The organism is Mucilaginibacter sp. (assembly GCF_035492695.1).
Classification (GTDB): domain Bacteria; phylum Bacteroidota; class Bacteroidia; order Sphingobacteriales; family Sphingobacteriaceae; genus Mucilaginibacter.
In genome coordinates, this window is sequence record NZ_DATJJC010000027.1 from 75,173 (window position 1) to 91,557 (window position 16,385).

The following is a 16,385-nucleotide window of genomic DNA, read 5'->3' on the forward strand; positions in this document are numbered from 1 at the left end:
GGGCGATTATTTTTTCCCAAAAAGTTTTGCAAACCACGATATCTTTTTCTCCTCTTCCTGGTAATACCCTCCGCCATATCCGTAGCCATATCCGTAGCCATATCCATAACCATAGCTTGAAGAATAGTCGATAGAATTGAACACGATGTTGAGATGAGGCAATTTGTTGCCTTTATACAACTCGTCAAGCATGAAAACCTGCTTTTTAAGGGTATAGTTATGCCGCAACATAAATAATGTAGCATTAGCAAATTTCCCAAGTATCTGTGCATCCGTTACCAGCCCAACCGGCGGCGCATCCATTATTATATAGTCGAATTCCTTTTTAAGCTCATTTATCAGTACTTCGATACGGCCATTGGTAAGTAATTCAGCCGGATTCGGGGGTATCTGGCCGCACGTAATAATAAAATAATTGGATTGCTGCGGTATCGGCGTTACTATGTCCTTATACGACATGTTAGATACCAGGTAATTTGACAGGCCCTGGCTATTTGTAACCCCTAAAGCCTGGTGTAATTTTGGCTTGCGGAGATCCAGTTCCAGGATAACCACTTTTTTGCCCGACATGGCCAAACTACCGCCAAGGTTAAGCGACACAAATGATTTACCTTCACCGCTTATCCCTGATGTAAATAACAATACTTTGCTGGTTTGGTCGGCGCTAATGAATTGCAGGTTTGTGCGCAACGCCCTTATTTGTTCGGCAACCATCGAGCGCGGCTTTTCAACTGCAATTAATGGAGTAGACTCATCGGATTGGGCAATTTCGGCAAGTATCGGTATACGTGTGAATTTTTCGATATCGGACCGCTTCTTTATCTTGTTATTAAGCATGTCCCTTATGTATATCACCCCGGTAGGGATTGCTAAGCCCAGGAATACAAAAAGACCCAAAACCAACGGGATCACCGGTTTTACCGGTATGTCGCCGCTGCGTGCAACATCAATGGTCCTGCTATCGGCAAGGTTCGATGCCAGCGACATTGCCTGTTCTTCCCGTTTTTGCAGCAAAAAGTTAAACAGGGTGTTCTTAATATCCTGCTGGCGCATTACGTCGAGCAAACCACGTTCTTTCGACGGTACTTTTTGTATCACCGATTCGAATGTGCTATTCTTATCCTGAAGTTGCTGTTGTGTTACCAGCAACCCCGATTTAAGATTCTGTATCGATTGAGTAATGGCTGATTTAAGCGCTTTTATCTGGTCGTTGATTGAATTGACGATAGGGTTGGTCTCAGGTATTGTTTGCAGCAAACTCGCCTTCCTCAATTCAGCTTCCCCCAATTGGCTTACCAACGCAAGCAACGTGGGATCGTCTATACCAAGCATCGACGGCAATTTTCCCTGTTCATTTTGCACATAGGTCTCCAGGTTCTTCAACACGCTCAGCTGGATATTTACCTTGCTCAGGTCGGCATCATTTTGCTGCACACTTTGCATAAATACTTGCGACTGTGCGCTTATATCCGTTATTCTGTTCGCGGATTTATAACTTTCAACATTTTTTTCAGCAACCCCCAATTCTTCCGACAAACTCTTTAGACGCTCATTTATGAAAGACAATGTGCTTGATGTAACCTTATTTTTATCTTCTATTGCTGCATTATTATATTCATACACCAACCTGTTTAAAATGTCCTTCCCCCGCTGCGGAACCGCGTCCTGAAAAGTAATGATCAGCACGGTTCCTTCCTTACTTACCGGATTGATATTCAATACATTGCTATAATTTTGGTATAGATCCGTAAGTTTATTAAAACCAACATAAAAATCCTGGTTCAGTACTTTATCATCAAATCGCTTGCAGGTTAACTCCAGTAGCCCGAATTCGGTCTGTACCGGCGTATTTATCGGGAACTTTTTACCGTTTATTTCAACAGTCTGTCTATCACGTACCTTAATAGAGATAAGATCCTTATAGCTCTGGTCGTTCGATTTTATGAGTCTTATCTCGAAAGGTAAGTGATCGTTATAGATCGGATACTTTCTAACACTGCCCACGCCGTAGTATGAAACTTCCAGTCCCAAAGCCTTGATCACCTTTTCCATTAAAGTATACGACTTTAATATCTGGACCTCATTGTCGATGATCTTGTCCGAAGTGAACAGGTCCATGCTTTTCAGGATATCATCCCCTGCACCTTGCGTAGCATTGTCTTTATCCTGTTTAATTAAAAGGTCTGTCTCTATCTGAAAAAGAGGAGTGGTTACCTTAATATAGGTAAAAGCAAGGGCTACGGCTAAAATTATTGACACTGCATACCATTTCCAGTAATGCAGATATTTCATCACGAGTTCACCAAAATCGGACCGATCGTCCTCGTCTGTTACCGCACTATATCCCTTAATATCGTTATTATCCATTGATTAAAAATAGTCAAAAATGATCTTTAATTGATAAGTTACTTTGATCTGTAAACAAGCAGTGCAATTGCAGCCAGGGTGCTTAAAGCAACCGGTAAGTATCTTATTACCGGGTCATTTTGCAGGGCCTTAACTCTTCCTTGTTCCACATAAACAAGGTCGCCCGAATGGAGATAATAATAGGGCGATGAGAACACCTCCCTGCTGTTTAGGTTAACTCTTCCAAATTCTTTTTTACCGTCGTCATTACGGATGACAAGTATATTGTCATATCGGGCGAACGGCGTAAGATCGCCGGCCATGGTTATTGCTTCTGGCAGGGTAACCCTTTCGTTCGGAATTACATATACTGATGGGTGCATAACTTCGCCCATTACAGATATTTTATAATTTACAAACCTGACATTTACGGTTGGCTCCTTTAACCAAAATCTTAATTTGTTTTTTATGGTATCCTTTGCCTCGGTAGTTGTTAGTCCCGCAACTTTTACCGAGCCCAAAAGCGGCATTTCGATCTCGCCATTGGCATCAACCAGGTAACCTGTTGAAGCTGACTGCGTTAGTGACGTTTGAGGCACTCCTACAGATGCGTTGCCATTATTATTGGCATCCGGTGCGGCTATGCCGGTGCCCGAACTTCCTGAAAAAGGATTGAAAAAGCTACTTGCCGCCGAACTTAACGAGTTAACCGGTATGGACAAAATATCACCCGACTGTATTTTGGGTATATAAGCTTTTGATACATTTATGGTATCGGGCCAATTGGCTGTGTTTTGAAAGTAAATGAATTTTTTTTGATTAGCGCAGGAGTTAAGAAACACGATAGGGACAAAAAACCACAATATACTCCTGCAGATATTTTTTTTCATGATGTATAGTTGGGGATGGTAAAAATTTTCTTCATGAGGCGTTCGCGGCAAAAATATATTTTTTTATTAATAAAAACGAATTGAGGTGCATGCTACGCAGCCATAACATTGCTGCGCGGCTGCCTGCCCTCCATACTGCGGCCATGATTTAAAACTTTTATTTTCAACAATTTAAACCCCGGATTGATAAAGCAAACTTACTCCCCCTTTTCAAAAAACCCGCTCTTCAACTCATCTATATTTCTCCTGTCACGCTTTGTCGGCCTGCCGGTCCCGCGGTCGCGTTTTAGCAGGGGCGCATGAAACAACGATTTGAACTGGCTGGTCTGCTCCATCGGCGTTTCGTCGTCGAAAAAATTCACCACACTTTTAGCATCCATCCTGTTTTCAAGCAAGCCGGTCACCTTTATCACTTTCCGCTCAATACCCTTGGATACCTGGTACACCTCGCCTATCCTTACCTCGTGCGACGGCTTTATGTTCTGGCCATCCAGCTTTACTCTGCCCGCTTTGCAGGCTTCGGTTGCCAGTGTACGGGTTTTAAATACTCTTATCGCCCACAGGTATTTATCTATTCTCAGTTTTTCCTTTTCCGGCATACTTGAAATAACGTTTTATTAGTATTACAGGTATTAAACTTAAGCAAATATTGCATAAACAAATCTGCACCAAAATCCTTTAATTTGTCAAAAGTTTAATTTTACCGATGCAAAATCTAAAAAAATTGGTCGAAGAGGCCTGGGAAGACCGCAACCTGCTGGCAAATCGTGATTATACAACCGCTATTGAAACGGTGATACAAGGTCTTGACAAAGGCGAAATGCGGGTAGCTGAACCTATTGCACACCGCTGGCATACACACGAATGGATAAAAAAGGCTGTAATACTTTATTTTCCTATACGCAATATGGAAGAGATATCGGTGGGCCCTTTCGTTTTCCATGATAAAATGAAATTGAAAACCGACTATAAAAAAACCGGTGTTCGTGTAGTACCTCACGCCATTGCCCGTTATGGCGCCTACCTGGCCAAAGGCGTCATCATGATGCCATCATATGTTAATATAGGCGCGTATGTAGATGAAGGTACCATGGTTGATACATGGGCCACGGTAGGTTCGTGCGCACAGGTTGGAAAACACTGCCACTTAAGCGGCGGCGTCGGTATCGGCGGCGTATTGGAACCGGTACAGGCTTCACCCGTTATTATTGAGGATAATTGTTTCCTGGGTTCGAGAGCTATCGTAGTTGAAGGTGTGCATCTTGAAAAAGAGGTTGTATTGGGCGCAAACGTAGTTTTGACAGCATCAACCAAGATCATCGATGTGACCGGCGACCGCCCGGTTGAATATAAGGGAATAGTGCCCGAAAGATCTGTTGTTATACCGGGCTCTTATACTAAAACATTCCCCGCCGGCGACTACCAGGTGCCTTGTGCGCTCATCATCGGCAAACGTAAGGAGTCGACAGACAAAAAGACCTCTCTTAATGATGCTTTGAGGGAAAATAACGTAGCAGTATAAATGCGTATCGGGTACGATGCCAAACGCGCTTTTTTAAACCGGACGGGGCTGGGCAACTATAGCCGGTGGCTTATCCGGTCAATGGTGTCGTATTATCCGCAAAATACGTATTTCCTTTACACGCCAAAAATAAGGCACCAAAACGGGCTTAGTTTTCCATCGGGCTTTCAGAATGTGGTGGCCGTTGTTCCGCGTTCCAAATTTTTTACCTCGCTGTGGCGCAGCGCAGGTGTTGTAAAGGATCTGAAACGCGACCAGGTAGACCTTTACCATGGCCTTAGTCACGAGCTTCCCCGGGGTATCGATAAAAAAGGCATCCGATCGGTTGTAACTGTGCATGACTTGATATTTATGCGGTTTCCGCAATATTTCGGTGCTATCAATAGATTGATCTATAGCTCAAAGTTAAAGCATGCCTGCCGTGTGGCTGATAAAATAGTCGCCATAAGCAAACGCACCAAACAGGATCTTATTGATCTTTTAAATATCCCGGCTGAGAAAATCGAAGTGGTATACCAGGGTTGCGATCCCATCTTTAAAAAAGACAGTTCAGAACAGGAAAAACAAGCTGTTTTAAAAAAATATGACCTGCCTGCTGAGTTTATCTTAAGCGTGGGTACCATTGAAGAGCGCAAGAACTTGCTTCAATTGATCAATGCCCTACCGGGGCTGAATTACGATATTAAATTGGTGGTTGTTGGCCGGCAAACTGCTTATTTCAACAAGGTTAAACGAGCTATAGACCTGCATCACATAGCAAACCGTGTAATATTCCTGAATTCAGTGAGCTTCGACGAACTTCCGGCGTTATACCAATCGGCCAAAATTTTCGTCTACCCGTCGCGTTATGAAGGGTTTGGTATACCCGTGCTTGAAGCGCTCTGCTCCGGCGTCCCCGTTATTGCAGCTACCGGTTCGTGCCTGGAAGAAGCGGGCGGACCATGCAGTCAATACGCTGCGCCCGACGATGTAAATGGGCTGGCCGAAAAGCTGAACCTTGTTTTAGGGGACGAAGGGCTTCGTCAAAAAATGATTGCTGAGGGCAGGGAATATTCGGCTAATTTTGATGACAAAATACTGGCCGGCCAAATGTTCGATATTTATAAAAACATACTACAAAATGCTTAGAGACGAGGTTGCCAAAGCACTGAAAATTGTACAGGATGGTGGTATAATTCTGTACCCCACCGACACCATTTGGGGCATCGGCTGCGATGCTACCAATACTGATGCCGTAAAAAGGATATATGAGCTTAAACAACGCGACGAAGCCAAAAGCATGATCATCCTGCTGGATACCGAAAATCGCCTGGAAAGCTACATTAAAGAAGTGCCTCAAGTAGCTTATGAGTTAATAGAATTCGCCGAAAATCCATTAACACTGGTTATGCCTGGCGCCAAAAATATTTCTCCGGCCATCATCAGTGAGGATGGCAGTGTTGGTATCCGCGTTGCCAGGCACGACTTCTGCCGGCAATTGATACAAAGATTACGCAAGCCATTGGTATCTACGTCGGCTAACATCAGCGGCAGGCCGTCTCCGCAGAATTTCAACCAGGTGGACCCTGAGATCATCGGCGGCGTAGATTACGTGGTGGACCTGGAACAGCAAAATACCGAACTCAAAAAGCCCTCCACTATTATGCGTTTACAGCCTGATGGGCGCTTCGAATTTTTGCGTCGCTAATTTATTTATGGTTTTAGCCGTACTAATTACGATTTTTGTAGCCTGATGAAACAACACCTGCAGCATCCTTTATTTGGCATTGTAACGCAAACCGCTACCGAACAAAACGTTCACGCTTATGCCATAGGTGGTTTTGTGAGGGATCTGCTTTTGCATCGTCCGTCTAAGGATGTCGATATTGTGGTAATGGGTAACGGTATAGAATTTGCCGAACGGGTTGCAAAAAAACTACACGTAAAACTGGCTGTTTTCAAAAATTTTGGAACGGCAATGCTAAAATACAAAGATGTCGAAGTGGAATTTGTTGGAGCCCGTAAGGAATCCTACCGGTCCGACTCGCGCAAGCCTATAGTGGAAAACGGCACGCTGGAGGATGATCAAAAACGCCGCGATTTTACCATCAACGCCCTGGCTATAGCTTTGCACCCGGACCAGTTGGGCGAATTGCTGGACCCCTTTGATGGTGTGAAAGATATGGAGCGCAAACTGATACGCACACCACTGAACCCGGTAGAGACTTTTTCCGACGATCCGCTGAGGATGCTCCGTGCCATACGCTTTGCTTCTCAGCTCAATTTCACTATCGATCCGGCTGCGCTCGAAGCGATCAGGTCTAACGTGGAACGTATTTCCATCATATCGCAGGAAAGAATAACCGAGGAACTGAATAAGATCATTCTGTCGCCTAAACCATCTATCGGTTTTAAATATCTGTTCGATACCGGTTTGCTGAATAAAATATTCCCGCTGATGGCCAATCTGTATGGTGTGGAATACATAGATGGAAAAGGCCACAAGGATAATTTTTACCATACGTTGCAGGTTTTGGATAATATTTGCGAAACCACAAGCGACCTATGGCTTCGCTGGGCCGCTATTTTGCACGACATTGCCAAGCCCCATACCAAACGATTCGAACCCGGGCATGGTTGGACATTCCACGGCCACGAGGACAAAGGTGCGCGCATGGTACCAAAAATATTTGCGGCACTAAAATTACCGTTGAACGAAAAAATGAAATTCGTTCAAAAAATGGTTCAGCTGCATCTACGGCCCATTGTATTGGCACAGGATGTAGTGACCGATTCTGCGGTAAGGCGATTATTATTTGATGCCGGAGATGATATAGAGGCACTCATGCTGTTGTGTAAAGCAGACATTACCACGAAAAATGAATACAAAGTAAAAAAGTACCGGAATAATTTTGAGCTTGTTCAGCAAAAATTAAAAGATGTTGAGCAGCGCGACCAGATACGCAACTGGCAGCCACCGGTTTCCGGCACGGATATTATGCACATATTCGGCATTAAAGAGGGTCGTGAGGTAGGAATTATTAAAAATCAGATACGCGAAGCGATACTGGAGGGCGAAATACCCAACTCGCGCGAAGCGGCAATCGAATTTACTATCCGCAGAGGCGAAGAAATTGGCTTAAAAGTTGTGGCGGCTAATAATTAAAATTTAAAACTTATTTTTGCAAAACAATACTACCACTACAAATGGCACTATACAGGTTCAGGGTTACTTTTGAAGATTATGATGATGTAATGCGCGAGATCGATGTCAAATCCAATCAGACATTTGAAGATCTTCACCGTGCAATTCATCAGTCTACCGGCTATAACTGCGAATATCCATCTTCTTTTTATATAAGCAACGATCAATGGATCAAAGGCGAAGAGATTACATTTATGCCCAACCAGCGGAGGATAGACCGTGGCGTGGTGCTGATGGATAAAGTGAAGCTAAGCAATCGTATTGATGACCCGCACCAAAAATTTTATTATACCTTCAATTTCGACCGCCCGTTTGATTTCCACGTCGAATTATTAAAGATCATATTGGATGAAAATCCCGGGACTCAGTACCCAGCAATCATAAAATCAGTTGGCGAAGCTCCGAAACAATTTGGTAATGTATTTAACCCCGCAGTGCTTCCGCCTGCTGCCGATGAGTTCGACTTTTTGAACGAGTTGGAATTTTCTGAGGAAGACGCTGAAGAGGAAGGGTTTAGCGAGGTCGCCGATTCCGAAGGCCTTGAAGAGCACGATGAGCCAACGGCCACTGCTGACGAGGAAGAAGAAGATGAATTTGGCAGCGAATTTTCTGACAACGAGGGCTTTGAAGATGAAGGTACCTCTTCTCGTCATGATGATTATTGATTGACCGCGATTAAATAGTTCATGGTTCATGGAGTGAATTGAATGAATTATGAGCACTTTAAAAACCCTTTTAATCATACTTGGCCCCACCGCATCGGGTAAAACTGCGCTGGCAATTGATCTTGCCAAAAGATTGAATACCGAAATCATTTCGGCCGATTCGCGGCAGTTTTACCGGGAAATGTCTATCGGCACCGCTAAACCTACCGCGGAAGAACTGGACCACGCTACACACCATTTCGTTAATTCCCATTCCATCAAACAGAATTTCTCGGTTGGCGATTTTGAAAAGCAAGGTCTCGAGCTGCTTGAAACCATATTTAAAACCCATAATACCGCCATTATGGTTGGTGGTTCCGGGCTATATATCAGGGCTATTTCCGAAGGCTTTGACGAATTACCTTCCGCCTCACCGGAACTCAGGAACAAACTCAATAAAGAATTTGAAGAAAAAGGGCTCGCTTATTTACAGGACAGGCTAAAAGAAACCGACCCGGTCTATTATCAAATGGTAGACCTAAATAATCCTCAGCGAATGATCAGGGCGTTGGAAGTTTTTGAAAGCACAGGCTTGCCTTTTTCGTCTTATCACAAGTCAGCCGCGCACGAACGACCCTTCCGGTGCATAAAAATAGGGATCGATTTTCCGAGGGAACTATTATATCAACGTATAAATCAGCGAGTCGACGACATGGTAAAACAAGGGCTGGTGGATGAAGTAAAAACCCTTTTGCCTTACCGGCACCTTAATGCTTTAAACACGGTGGGTTACAGCGAATTATTTGACTACTTCGATGGCAAAACAGATCTTGAAACCGCTATTTCGCTAATTAAGCAAAATACACGCCGTTTTGCCAAGCGGCAACTCACCTGGTTCCGCAAAGATCAGGATATCAAATGGATCCCGGCCGGTAGCGTCGCCATGGTTGAAAATGCGCTGAAAGGCTTGTCTGAAGTTTAAGGCAGGCGTTATTTATTGCAGTAAACTTTTCAGATACATACCGTACCCGCTCTTAACATATTTTTCGGCTAGTACGCTTAATTGCTGCTCATCAATAAAACCGTGACGAAAAGCTACCTCCTCAATACAGCCGATTTTGGTCGCCTGGCGTTTTTCTATAACGCGCACAAACTCGGTCGCATCGCTCAACGAATCAAAGGTGCCTGTATCCAGCCAGGCCGTGCCCCTGTCCATTACACCCACATGCAACCTCTTTCTTTCGAGATAAGCTTTATTAACATCCGTTATTTCAAATTCTCCCCGTGGAGACGGCTTTATATTTTTGGCAATATGCACCACCTCATTATCGTAAAAATACAGCCCCGGTACAGCATAAGATGATTTAGGCTTCACAGGTTTTTCCTCAATGGATAGCGCCGTAAACTCGCTGTCAAATTCAACTACACCATAACGCTCAGGGTCAGAAACCTTATAAGCAAATATCGCCGCCCCATCCACATCATTAAAGCCTTTGATCAATTCGCCAAACCCGGTTCCATAAAAGATATTGTCGCCCAATATCAATGCTACCTTGTCGTCACCGACGAATTGCTCTCCTATTACGAAAGCCTGCGCCAACCCGTTAGGGAAAGCCTGTACCGCGTATTCAAACTGGCAACCCAGATCGTGCCCGTCTCCTAACAAACGTTTAAAACTATCGCTATCTTCAGGGGTGGTGATGATCAATATTTCACGAATGTCTGCCATCATTAATACTGACAGCGGATAATAGATCATAGGTTTATCGTAGATCGGCATCAGCTGCTTGCTGATGGCTTTGGTGATCGGGAAAAGCCGTGTACCCGAACCGCCCGCTAATATGATGCCTTTCATAAGGTCAAAGATTATTAATGCAAGTTATTAAACTATCGCGCCAATATGGAATTTCGATATCAAATGTTTGCTTTATTTTCGATTTGTCCATCACCGAATAAGCCGGCCGAACGGCCTTTACCGGATATTCGGACGTTTTTATAGGCAGGGTTTTTACCTTCGTCGCCGATATATCAAAAATGGCCTTTGCAAAGTCGTACCATGATGCCACGCCTTCGTTGCTGTAATGATAGGTGCCGTAAGCTATCTTGTCACCTGAAATTATGTGTAATATGCAGTCAGCAAGGTCCATGCCATAAGTTGGAGTTCCTACCTGGTCAGCTACTATCTTCAATTCATCCCGCTCAGCACCGAGCCGCAACATAGTTTTAACAAAATTATTTCCGTATTCAGAATAAAGCCAGCTGGTACGTAGGGTGTAATGATCATTTAATATCATTGCTACCGCTTGCTCACCTTCCAGTTTGGTAAGGCCGTAAATACTCGCCGGTTCAGCCACATCTTCCTCGGTCAACAGAACAGGTTTATTTCCTTTAAAAACAAAGTCTGTTGATGTATGAATTAATACCGACTGGTATTCTTTACAAAGCGCCGCAATATTTTCCGCTCCGGTTTTATTTATCTTACGCGCGGTGTCAATATCATCTTCGGCTTTATCAACAGCTGTATAGGCAGCACAATTGATACACCAACCTGGTTTATAAGTTTCAAAAACTTTCTTAAGCAGTTCAATATTCAATATATCCGCTTCGCCTTCGGGTGGAAAAAATATTCCATTCAGTCCCCTGTTTTCAGCTACCTTTTTCAGGCATTGACCCAACTGGCCGGATGCTCCGAAAACTACAATGTTGCTCATTACTATAAGGCTTTAAAAGCCGGCATCACCGGCATCAGCTAAGTTAGGTAATTCGATATCTTTTTCTGATATGATCAATTGATCGTTCGGCAATATCCAATTGATGGCAAATGCCGGATCTGCATAATGCAACCCGCCCTCGGCCGATTTATCGTAATAATTATCGCATTTATACTGAAATATGGCATCATCGCTTAAAACGACAAAACCATGTGCAAAGCCACGCGGTATAAGTAATTGCAAATTATTTCTATCGGAAAGCCTGATATCGAAATGCCGCCCATAGGTTTTGGAACCTTTTCGCAAATCAACAGCAACATCCAACACTTCTCCTTTAACTACTCTTACTAATTTGGCTTGTGCCGAGCTACCTTTTTGAAAATGCAGGCCGCGGAGCACACCCTTTGTCGAATATGACTGGTTATCCTGGATGAATATTGTATCCTGACCTGTAAATTCAGCAAATTTCAACTGATTGAAACTTTCAAAAAAATAACCACGCTCGTCACCAAAAACCTTGGGTTCAATGATGAGACAACCCTCAAGCGGTGTCGCCGTTATATTCATAATCGATATTTTAAACCCCTTTGGCCTTATGCGACAGGAAATCGGTATAAGCCATTTTTATTCCTTCCGGCAACTCTATGGTATGTTTCCACCCCTTACTGTGCAGTTTGGTTACATCCATTAATTTGCGTGGTGTACCATCAGGTCTCGACGTATCAAATTTGATCTCGCCCTGGTAGCCGACGATATCTTTGATCAAAAGCGCCAGGTCCTTTATAGAAATATCCTCACCCGTGCCAATGTTTACAAGCCCCTCTTCGTCATAATTCTGCATCAGGTAAAAGCAAGCCTCGGCCAGGTCGTCAGCGAACAGGAACTCGCGCTTGGGTGAACCTGTTCCCCAAATCGTTACATCGGGCAGGTTTTGCACTTTAGCTTCGTGGAAACGACGAATTAGTGCCGGCAATACGTGCGAGTTTTCAGGGTGATAATTATCGTTGTACCCATACAAATTGGTTGGCATTACCGAAATGTAATTACAACCATATTGCGCCCGGTAAGCATCGCACATTTTAATGCCGGCTATTTTGGCAATAGCATAAGGTTCGTTGGTTTGTTCTAACGGCCCTGTTAGCAGGTAGTCTTCCTTCAATGGCTGCGGGGCCATCTTAGGGTAAATACAGCTTGACCCCAGGAACATCAGCTTTTTTACGCCATTTAAGTAAGATGAGTGGATAATATTATTTTGAATCTGCAGGTTCTCATACAAAAATTCTGCCCGGTACGTGTTATTAGCCACGATCCCTCCTACTTTGGCAGCAGCTAAAAACACATAATCAGGCTTTTCATCTGCAAAAAAATCGGCTACGTCAGCCTGTACCCGCAAATCAAGATCTGCCGATATACGGGTAACGATATTTGCGTATCCTTCTTTTTGTAATTTTCGGTAGATGGCCGAACCAACCATTCCGCGGTGTCCTGCAATGTATATTTTAGCGTTTTTTTCCATTATGAGATGTTAAATTCTAAGTCCTAAACTTTAATTGGCAGCAATTGTTTAAAATGATCTGCATTCCGATCATGCCTGATTTTCACTATTTATGCCTGCCCCATTGTTCCGCCGAAATTCATCGGAAAGCCTGTTGGCTCGGCTTGTATCTTGATACGGCCGTTTACGGCTTCAAACTTCTCAATGTTGTCCTGAATTGCCGTTAAAAGGCGTTTAGCATGCTCCGGCGTTAAAACTATCCTCGATTTCACCTTAGCTTTTGGCACACCTGGCATTACGCGTATAAAATCCAGTACAAATTCCGAATTGGAGTGGGTGATAATGGCCAGGTTGGAATAAATACCTTCTGCTATTTCTTCAGAAAGTTCGATATTCAACTGATTTTCATTTTGTTCTTCCATAGCACGAAAATAGTAAAGCCTTCCATTTTGACAGAAGGCTTTACAAAAATATTCAAAAAACCCGGAATCCCCGTCATGTGCAAGGCTTTTAATAGAAAATAGAATTGTTAAAAAAACCTTCTTCATTTTGTGACTTAAGCTCATCGGTTTGCCTGCCGTAACGCCGCATAAACAATCAAAAACTGAATTTCCCGCTGAAAAATATTTTTAATATGTATTTTAGAAGCATTACGATCAGAAACCCAATTATGGAAACAGTGCGGTGAATCAGTGTTTCAAATTATCTATGATTAATTTACTTAAATTTCTATCGTTAAGTCTTTTTGCATTGGTTTATGCCAACAGATGTTCCTCACAGGCGCCTGCTTTAAGACAGATAACAGGTCTGCGGTCGACCGAAGTTTACGACCTGCTTACCGACAGCAAGGGATTTTTGTGGATCGCCCACGATGCGGGTATTTCCAAATACGATGGCATAAGTTTTACCAATTTTTCGAACCCTCAGCAGGCGTCGCTTGCTACAACTAATTTATTGGAAGATAAACTTGGCCGCATCTGGTTCATTAACTTCACCGGGCAAATATTTTATATCGAGAACGGTCACATGACTTTGCTCGACGCGTATAAAAGTGCGTCCGAAAGTGTTTTCCCAAGGATGGGGCTACTGGGCAACTTGCTTGTTGCAACTTCAAAGAAAGGGCTGTTTATCTGCGATATCAATACGCTGCAATGTCATTATGAACATTGCATTAACGCGCCCAACAGATCGACATCGTCATTGTGCATATTAAAAGACAAAGTACTGCTCTACGGCAGCGGCTACTGGTTTATTTACCAGCCCCGGACGGGCCTAAAAACAGCCGTTTTGAAAGGCGATGATGGGCAAATTTCCAATAGCTTAACACTCAGCCGCTCTACTTACAAGGATACAAGCTTTATGTTCCGAAATCCTTCGAACACCTTTTATAAACTTTGGGTTAGCAATGATACCGTAAAAGTGTGCGAGCAAAAGCAATTTGATAGCTTTATCAACACGATTTCTATCGTTAATAACAAATACTGGATCAACTCGATCAACTCAAGCCTTCCAAACGATAGCAAAGTCAAATCGATAAAAGGATACAATATTAGTTGCATAGCTGTCGATAAGGAAGGACATTGTTGGTACGGGAGCCTGCAACATGGCATCCTAACGGATTCATTAAGGTCAGATACGTTACAAAGCAATTGTTTAGTACACTTGAGCAAGAATGATTTGATCAAATGTATGGTAAAAAAAGGGAAAACCTTATTGCTGGGGACACAGAGTGGCATGCTCATTTCCTATAACACAATTACTAATCAGTCAGCACTTCTAACTACTTTACCGGTCAGTCATGGCGGAATAACTTACCTTAAGTTATTAAACGATGACAACATTTTGATTGGCTCGCCGGTTTATACCTATATCTTCCAGATCAAAAGTCATTTCTTAAAATCTATCGATCTTGTCACGTCGCTTAAACAAGCAGATCAAGTTGACGGCGCACTGCTTATGGCCTCTTCTAATAGTATGATTGTTCTCCCGGACAAGGATGACCAGTATACTTTCGATATTTTTAAAAAAAGATTTAAAGGACTCGTTGATAAAAAGTACACCATATATGGCAGTAACTCCAGATTTTTGTCCTTTGGAAAACGAAGCCGTGCCATTTGCTATTCGCCTGATACGCAAACAATATGGGTTTCTACTAAAGATGGTCTGTATAAGATAAATAGTTCGGGTATTAGCCCATTTTATCTTGATAATTTACCAGTATTTGCCTCTTGTCTAACAGCTCATGACAATCTGGTGATTATCGGAACCTTTAATAATGGTATAAGAATCCTTAAAGGGAATCATGTAAAAAGCCTTACTTCAGATGATGGCTTATTGTCAAATGATATTGTAAATATCGAAGTCATTAATAGCAATTTGTGGGTTCATACAAGTGGGTCAATCCAGATCTTTAGCCTGGAAACTTTTAAATTAATTTACAAGTACCCTTTTCCAACCGCAGATAACATCTTTTTAACAGATGCCAACGAGCTCGACAACAATTGCTATTTTACTGTGCTAAACGGATTGTATAAAATTAGGCCTGTACAGAAAAAGGGTGACACTGTTGGCATTTATCTAAATTCATTATTCATTAATCACAAAGATACCTCGATAGTAAATAATTTGAAACTACCTTATTTACTTAATGATATACAAATATCACTCGGTACCCCATACCTTTTTGATGCAAAAGATATCGTTATAAAATATCGCCTTGAAGACAACGATTCAACCAAATGGCTTTATGCCAGGCCAGGCGAGCGTAATTTTCACTTTGCATCCTTAATGCCGGGAGATTATCAATTTGAAGCCCTGGCCATTAAGCCACAATCGGGCTTATCAAGCAAGCCATTTATTATGACCTTTACTATTCGTCGACCCTGGTGGCAAACGTGGTGGTTCGAATCTTTAGAAACAGTTACATTTCTGCTCATTGTGGTTGGCGTTTTAAGATATTACTATCTTAATAAACTAAACAGGCAAAAGTTGCAATTCGAAAAAGAACTTATTGCCGAAAAAGAACGCCAGCACATAAGCAGGGAAATACACGATCACATAGGTCAGGCCCTTTCTGTGATCAAGCTGAATTTGAACATGAATAGCCAGATTGACGACACCAAAGAGCTTGTGAGCGAGGTAATGGACGACCTGCGTCAATTTACCCATGGGTTGTATCATGGCAAACTTCTGAAAGGTAGCCTCACTGATACGATAAAAAAAGATGTTGAAAGATTAAACATAAGTAATCAGTTGGTCGCTTCATTAGATATCAGTGAAACTGTCAATGCCATAAATCCTGAAAATCAGCTTTTAATCTACCGGATTTTCCAGGAAGCAATTAGTAACATTCTTAAACATGCTGGTGCCAAAAACATATTTGTTCGCATGACCAGCGATAAAAAGCATTTGAAGCTAACAATAACAGATGACGGCATAGGCTTCTCAGGCGAGGGCAAAAGAAAAGGCCTGGGATTAGACAGCATGCGGAGAAGAGCAAAATTATTGAAGGGGAACCTAACCGTCTTTAGCAAGCCGCAGGAGGGGTGTAAAATAGAGTTAATTATTAACCATGTCCAAAAATTATAATTTAT

General features: G+C 42.7%; 15 protein-coding genes. 7 read left to right on the forward strand and 8 right to left on the reverse strand.

What is annotated here, in order from left to right; genetic code table 11:
* Positions 1-6: 6 nt before the first annotated feature.
* The 3 genes from VL525_RS16625 to VL525_RS16635 form a co-directional block, all read right to left on the reverse strand.
* Positions 7-2,367: a GumC family protein gene (locus tag VL525_RS16625; RefSeq protein WP_325388167.1), complete on the reverse strand. Its 2,361-nt coding sequence runs from the start codon at positions 2,365-2,367 to the stop codon at positions 7-9.
* A gap of 38 nt (positions 2,368-2,405) precedes the next feature.
* Positions 2,406-3,236, reverse strand: coding sequence for a polysaccharide biosynthesis/export family protein (locus VL525_RS16630; RefSeq protein ID WP_325388168.1), 831 nt, complete (start codon positions 3,234-3,236; stop codon positions 2,406-2,408).
* 197 nt (positions 3,237-3,433) lie between these two features.
* Positions 3,434-3,835: an RNA-binding S4 domain-containing protein gene (locus VL525_RS16635; protein WP_325388169.1), complete on the reverse strand. Its 402-nt coding sequence runs from the start codon at positions 3,833-3,835 to the stop codon at positions 3,434-3,436.
* Positions 3,836-3,942: 107 nt separating this feature from the next.
* Between VL525_RS16635 and VL525_RS16640 the strand changes: the two genes are divergently transcribed.
* Genes VL525_RS16640 through miaA form a run of 6 tightly spaced genes read left to right on the forward strand, consistent with a single transcriptional unit; the run spans position 3,943 to position 9,568 of the window.
* A complete protein-coding gene (locus VL525_RS16640; RefSeq protein WP_325388170.1) occupies positions 3,943-4,758 on the forward strand; it encodes a 2,3,4,5-tetrahydropyridine-2,6-dicarboxylate N-succinyltransferase in 816 nt (271 codons plus the stop codon).
* Positions 4,759-5,886: a glycosyltransferase family 1 protein gene (locus VL525_RS16645; RefSeq protein ID WP_325388171.1), complete on the forward strand. Its 1,128-nt coding sequence runs from the start codon at positions 4,759-4,761 to the stop codon at positions 5,884-5,886.
* The gene (locus VL525_RS16650) at positions 5,879-6,445 is read left to right on the forward strand and encodes an L-threonylcarbamoyladenylate synthase (protein WP_325388172.1); all 567 of its coding nucleotides are present in this window, start codon (positions 5,879-5,881) and stop codon (positions 6,443-6,445) included. The genes VL525_RS16645 and VL525_RS16650 overlap by 8 nt, the downstream gene beginning before the upstream one ends.
* Positions 6,446-6,490: 45 nt before the next feature.
* Positions 6,491-7,903: a CCA tRNA nucleotidyltransferase gene (locus VL525_RS16655; RefSeq protein WP_325388173.1), complete on the forward strand. Its 1,413-nt coding sequence runs from the start codon at positions 6,491-6,493 to the stop codon at positions 7,901-7,903.
* A 41-nt stretch (positions 7,904-7,944) separates the two neighbouring features.
* On the forward strand, positions 7,945-8,607 hold the full coding sequence (locus VL525_RS16660; RefSeq protein ID WP_325388174.1) for an IS1096 element passenger TnpR family protein: 663 nt from the start codon (positions 7,945-7,947) through the stop codon (positions 8,605-8,607).
* Positions 8,608-8,656: 49 nt separating this feature from the next.
* Positions 8,657-9,568 carry a tRNA (adenosine(37)-N6)-dimethylallyltransferase MiaA gene (gene miaA / locus VL525_RS16665; RefSeq protein WP_325388175.1) on the forward strand — a complete coding sequence of 304 codons (912 nt, stop codon included), beginning with the start codon at positions 8,657-8,659 and terminating at the stop codon, positions 9,566-9,568.
* A 12-nt stretch (positions 9,569-9,580) separates the two neighbouring features.
* Here the strand turns inward: miaA and rfbA are convergent, their stop codons facing one another.
* The 5 genes from rfbA to VL525_RS16690 all read right to left on the reverse strand — a co-directional run bounded on the left by rfbA (position 9,581) and on the right by VL525_RS16690 (position 13,214).
* Positions 9,581-10,441: a glucose-1-phosphate thymidylyltransferase RfbA gene (rfbA, locus tag VL525_RS16670; protein ID WP_325388176.1), complete on the reverse strand. Its 861-nt coding sequence runs from the start codon at positions 10,439-10,441 to the stop codon at positions 9,581-9,583.
* 4 nt (positions 10,442-10,445) lie between these two features.
* Positions 10,446-11,297, reverse strand: a complete 852-nt coding sequence (gene rfbD / locus VL525_RS16675) for a dTDP-4-dehydrorhamnose reductase (RefSeq protein WP_325388177.1) — start codon at positions 11,295-11,297, stop codon at positions 10,446-10,448.
* A gap of 12 nt (positions 11,298-11,309) precedes the next feature.
* Positions 11,310-11,864, reverse strand: coding sequence for a dTDP-4-dehydrorhamnose 3,5-epimerase (rfbC, locus tag VL525_RS16680; protein ID WP_325388178.1), 555 nt, complete (start codon positions 11,862-11,864; stop codon positions 11,310-11,312).
* Positions 11,865-11,874: 10 nt separating this feature from the next.
* Positions 11,875-12,813: a GDP-L-fucose synthase gene (gene fcl / locus VL525_RS16685; RefSeq protein WP_325388179.1), complete on the reverse strand. Its 939-nt coding sequence runs from the start codon at positions 12,811-12,813 to the stop codon at positions 11,875-11,877.
* Positions 12,814-12,902: 89 nt separating this feature from the next.
* Positions 12,903-13,214, reverse strand: coding sequence for a DUF3467 domain-containing protein (locus VL525_RS16690; RefSeq protein ID WP_147033936.1), 312 nt, complete (start codon positions 13,212-13,214; stop codon positions 12,903-12,905).
* A gap of 532 nt (positions 13,215-13,746) precedes the next feature.
* Here VL525_RS16690 and VL525_RS16695 point away from each other — a divergent pair.
* Positions 13,747-16,380 (forward strand): sensor histidine kinase, encoded by a 2,634-nt coding sequence (locus VL525_RS16695; RefSeq protein ID WP_325388180.1) that lies wholly within the window; start codon positions 13,747-13,749, stop codon positions 16,378-16,380.
* The last annotated feature ends 5 nt before the right edge of the window (positions 16,381-16,385 follow it).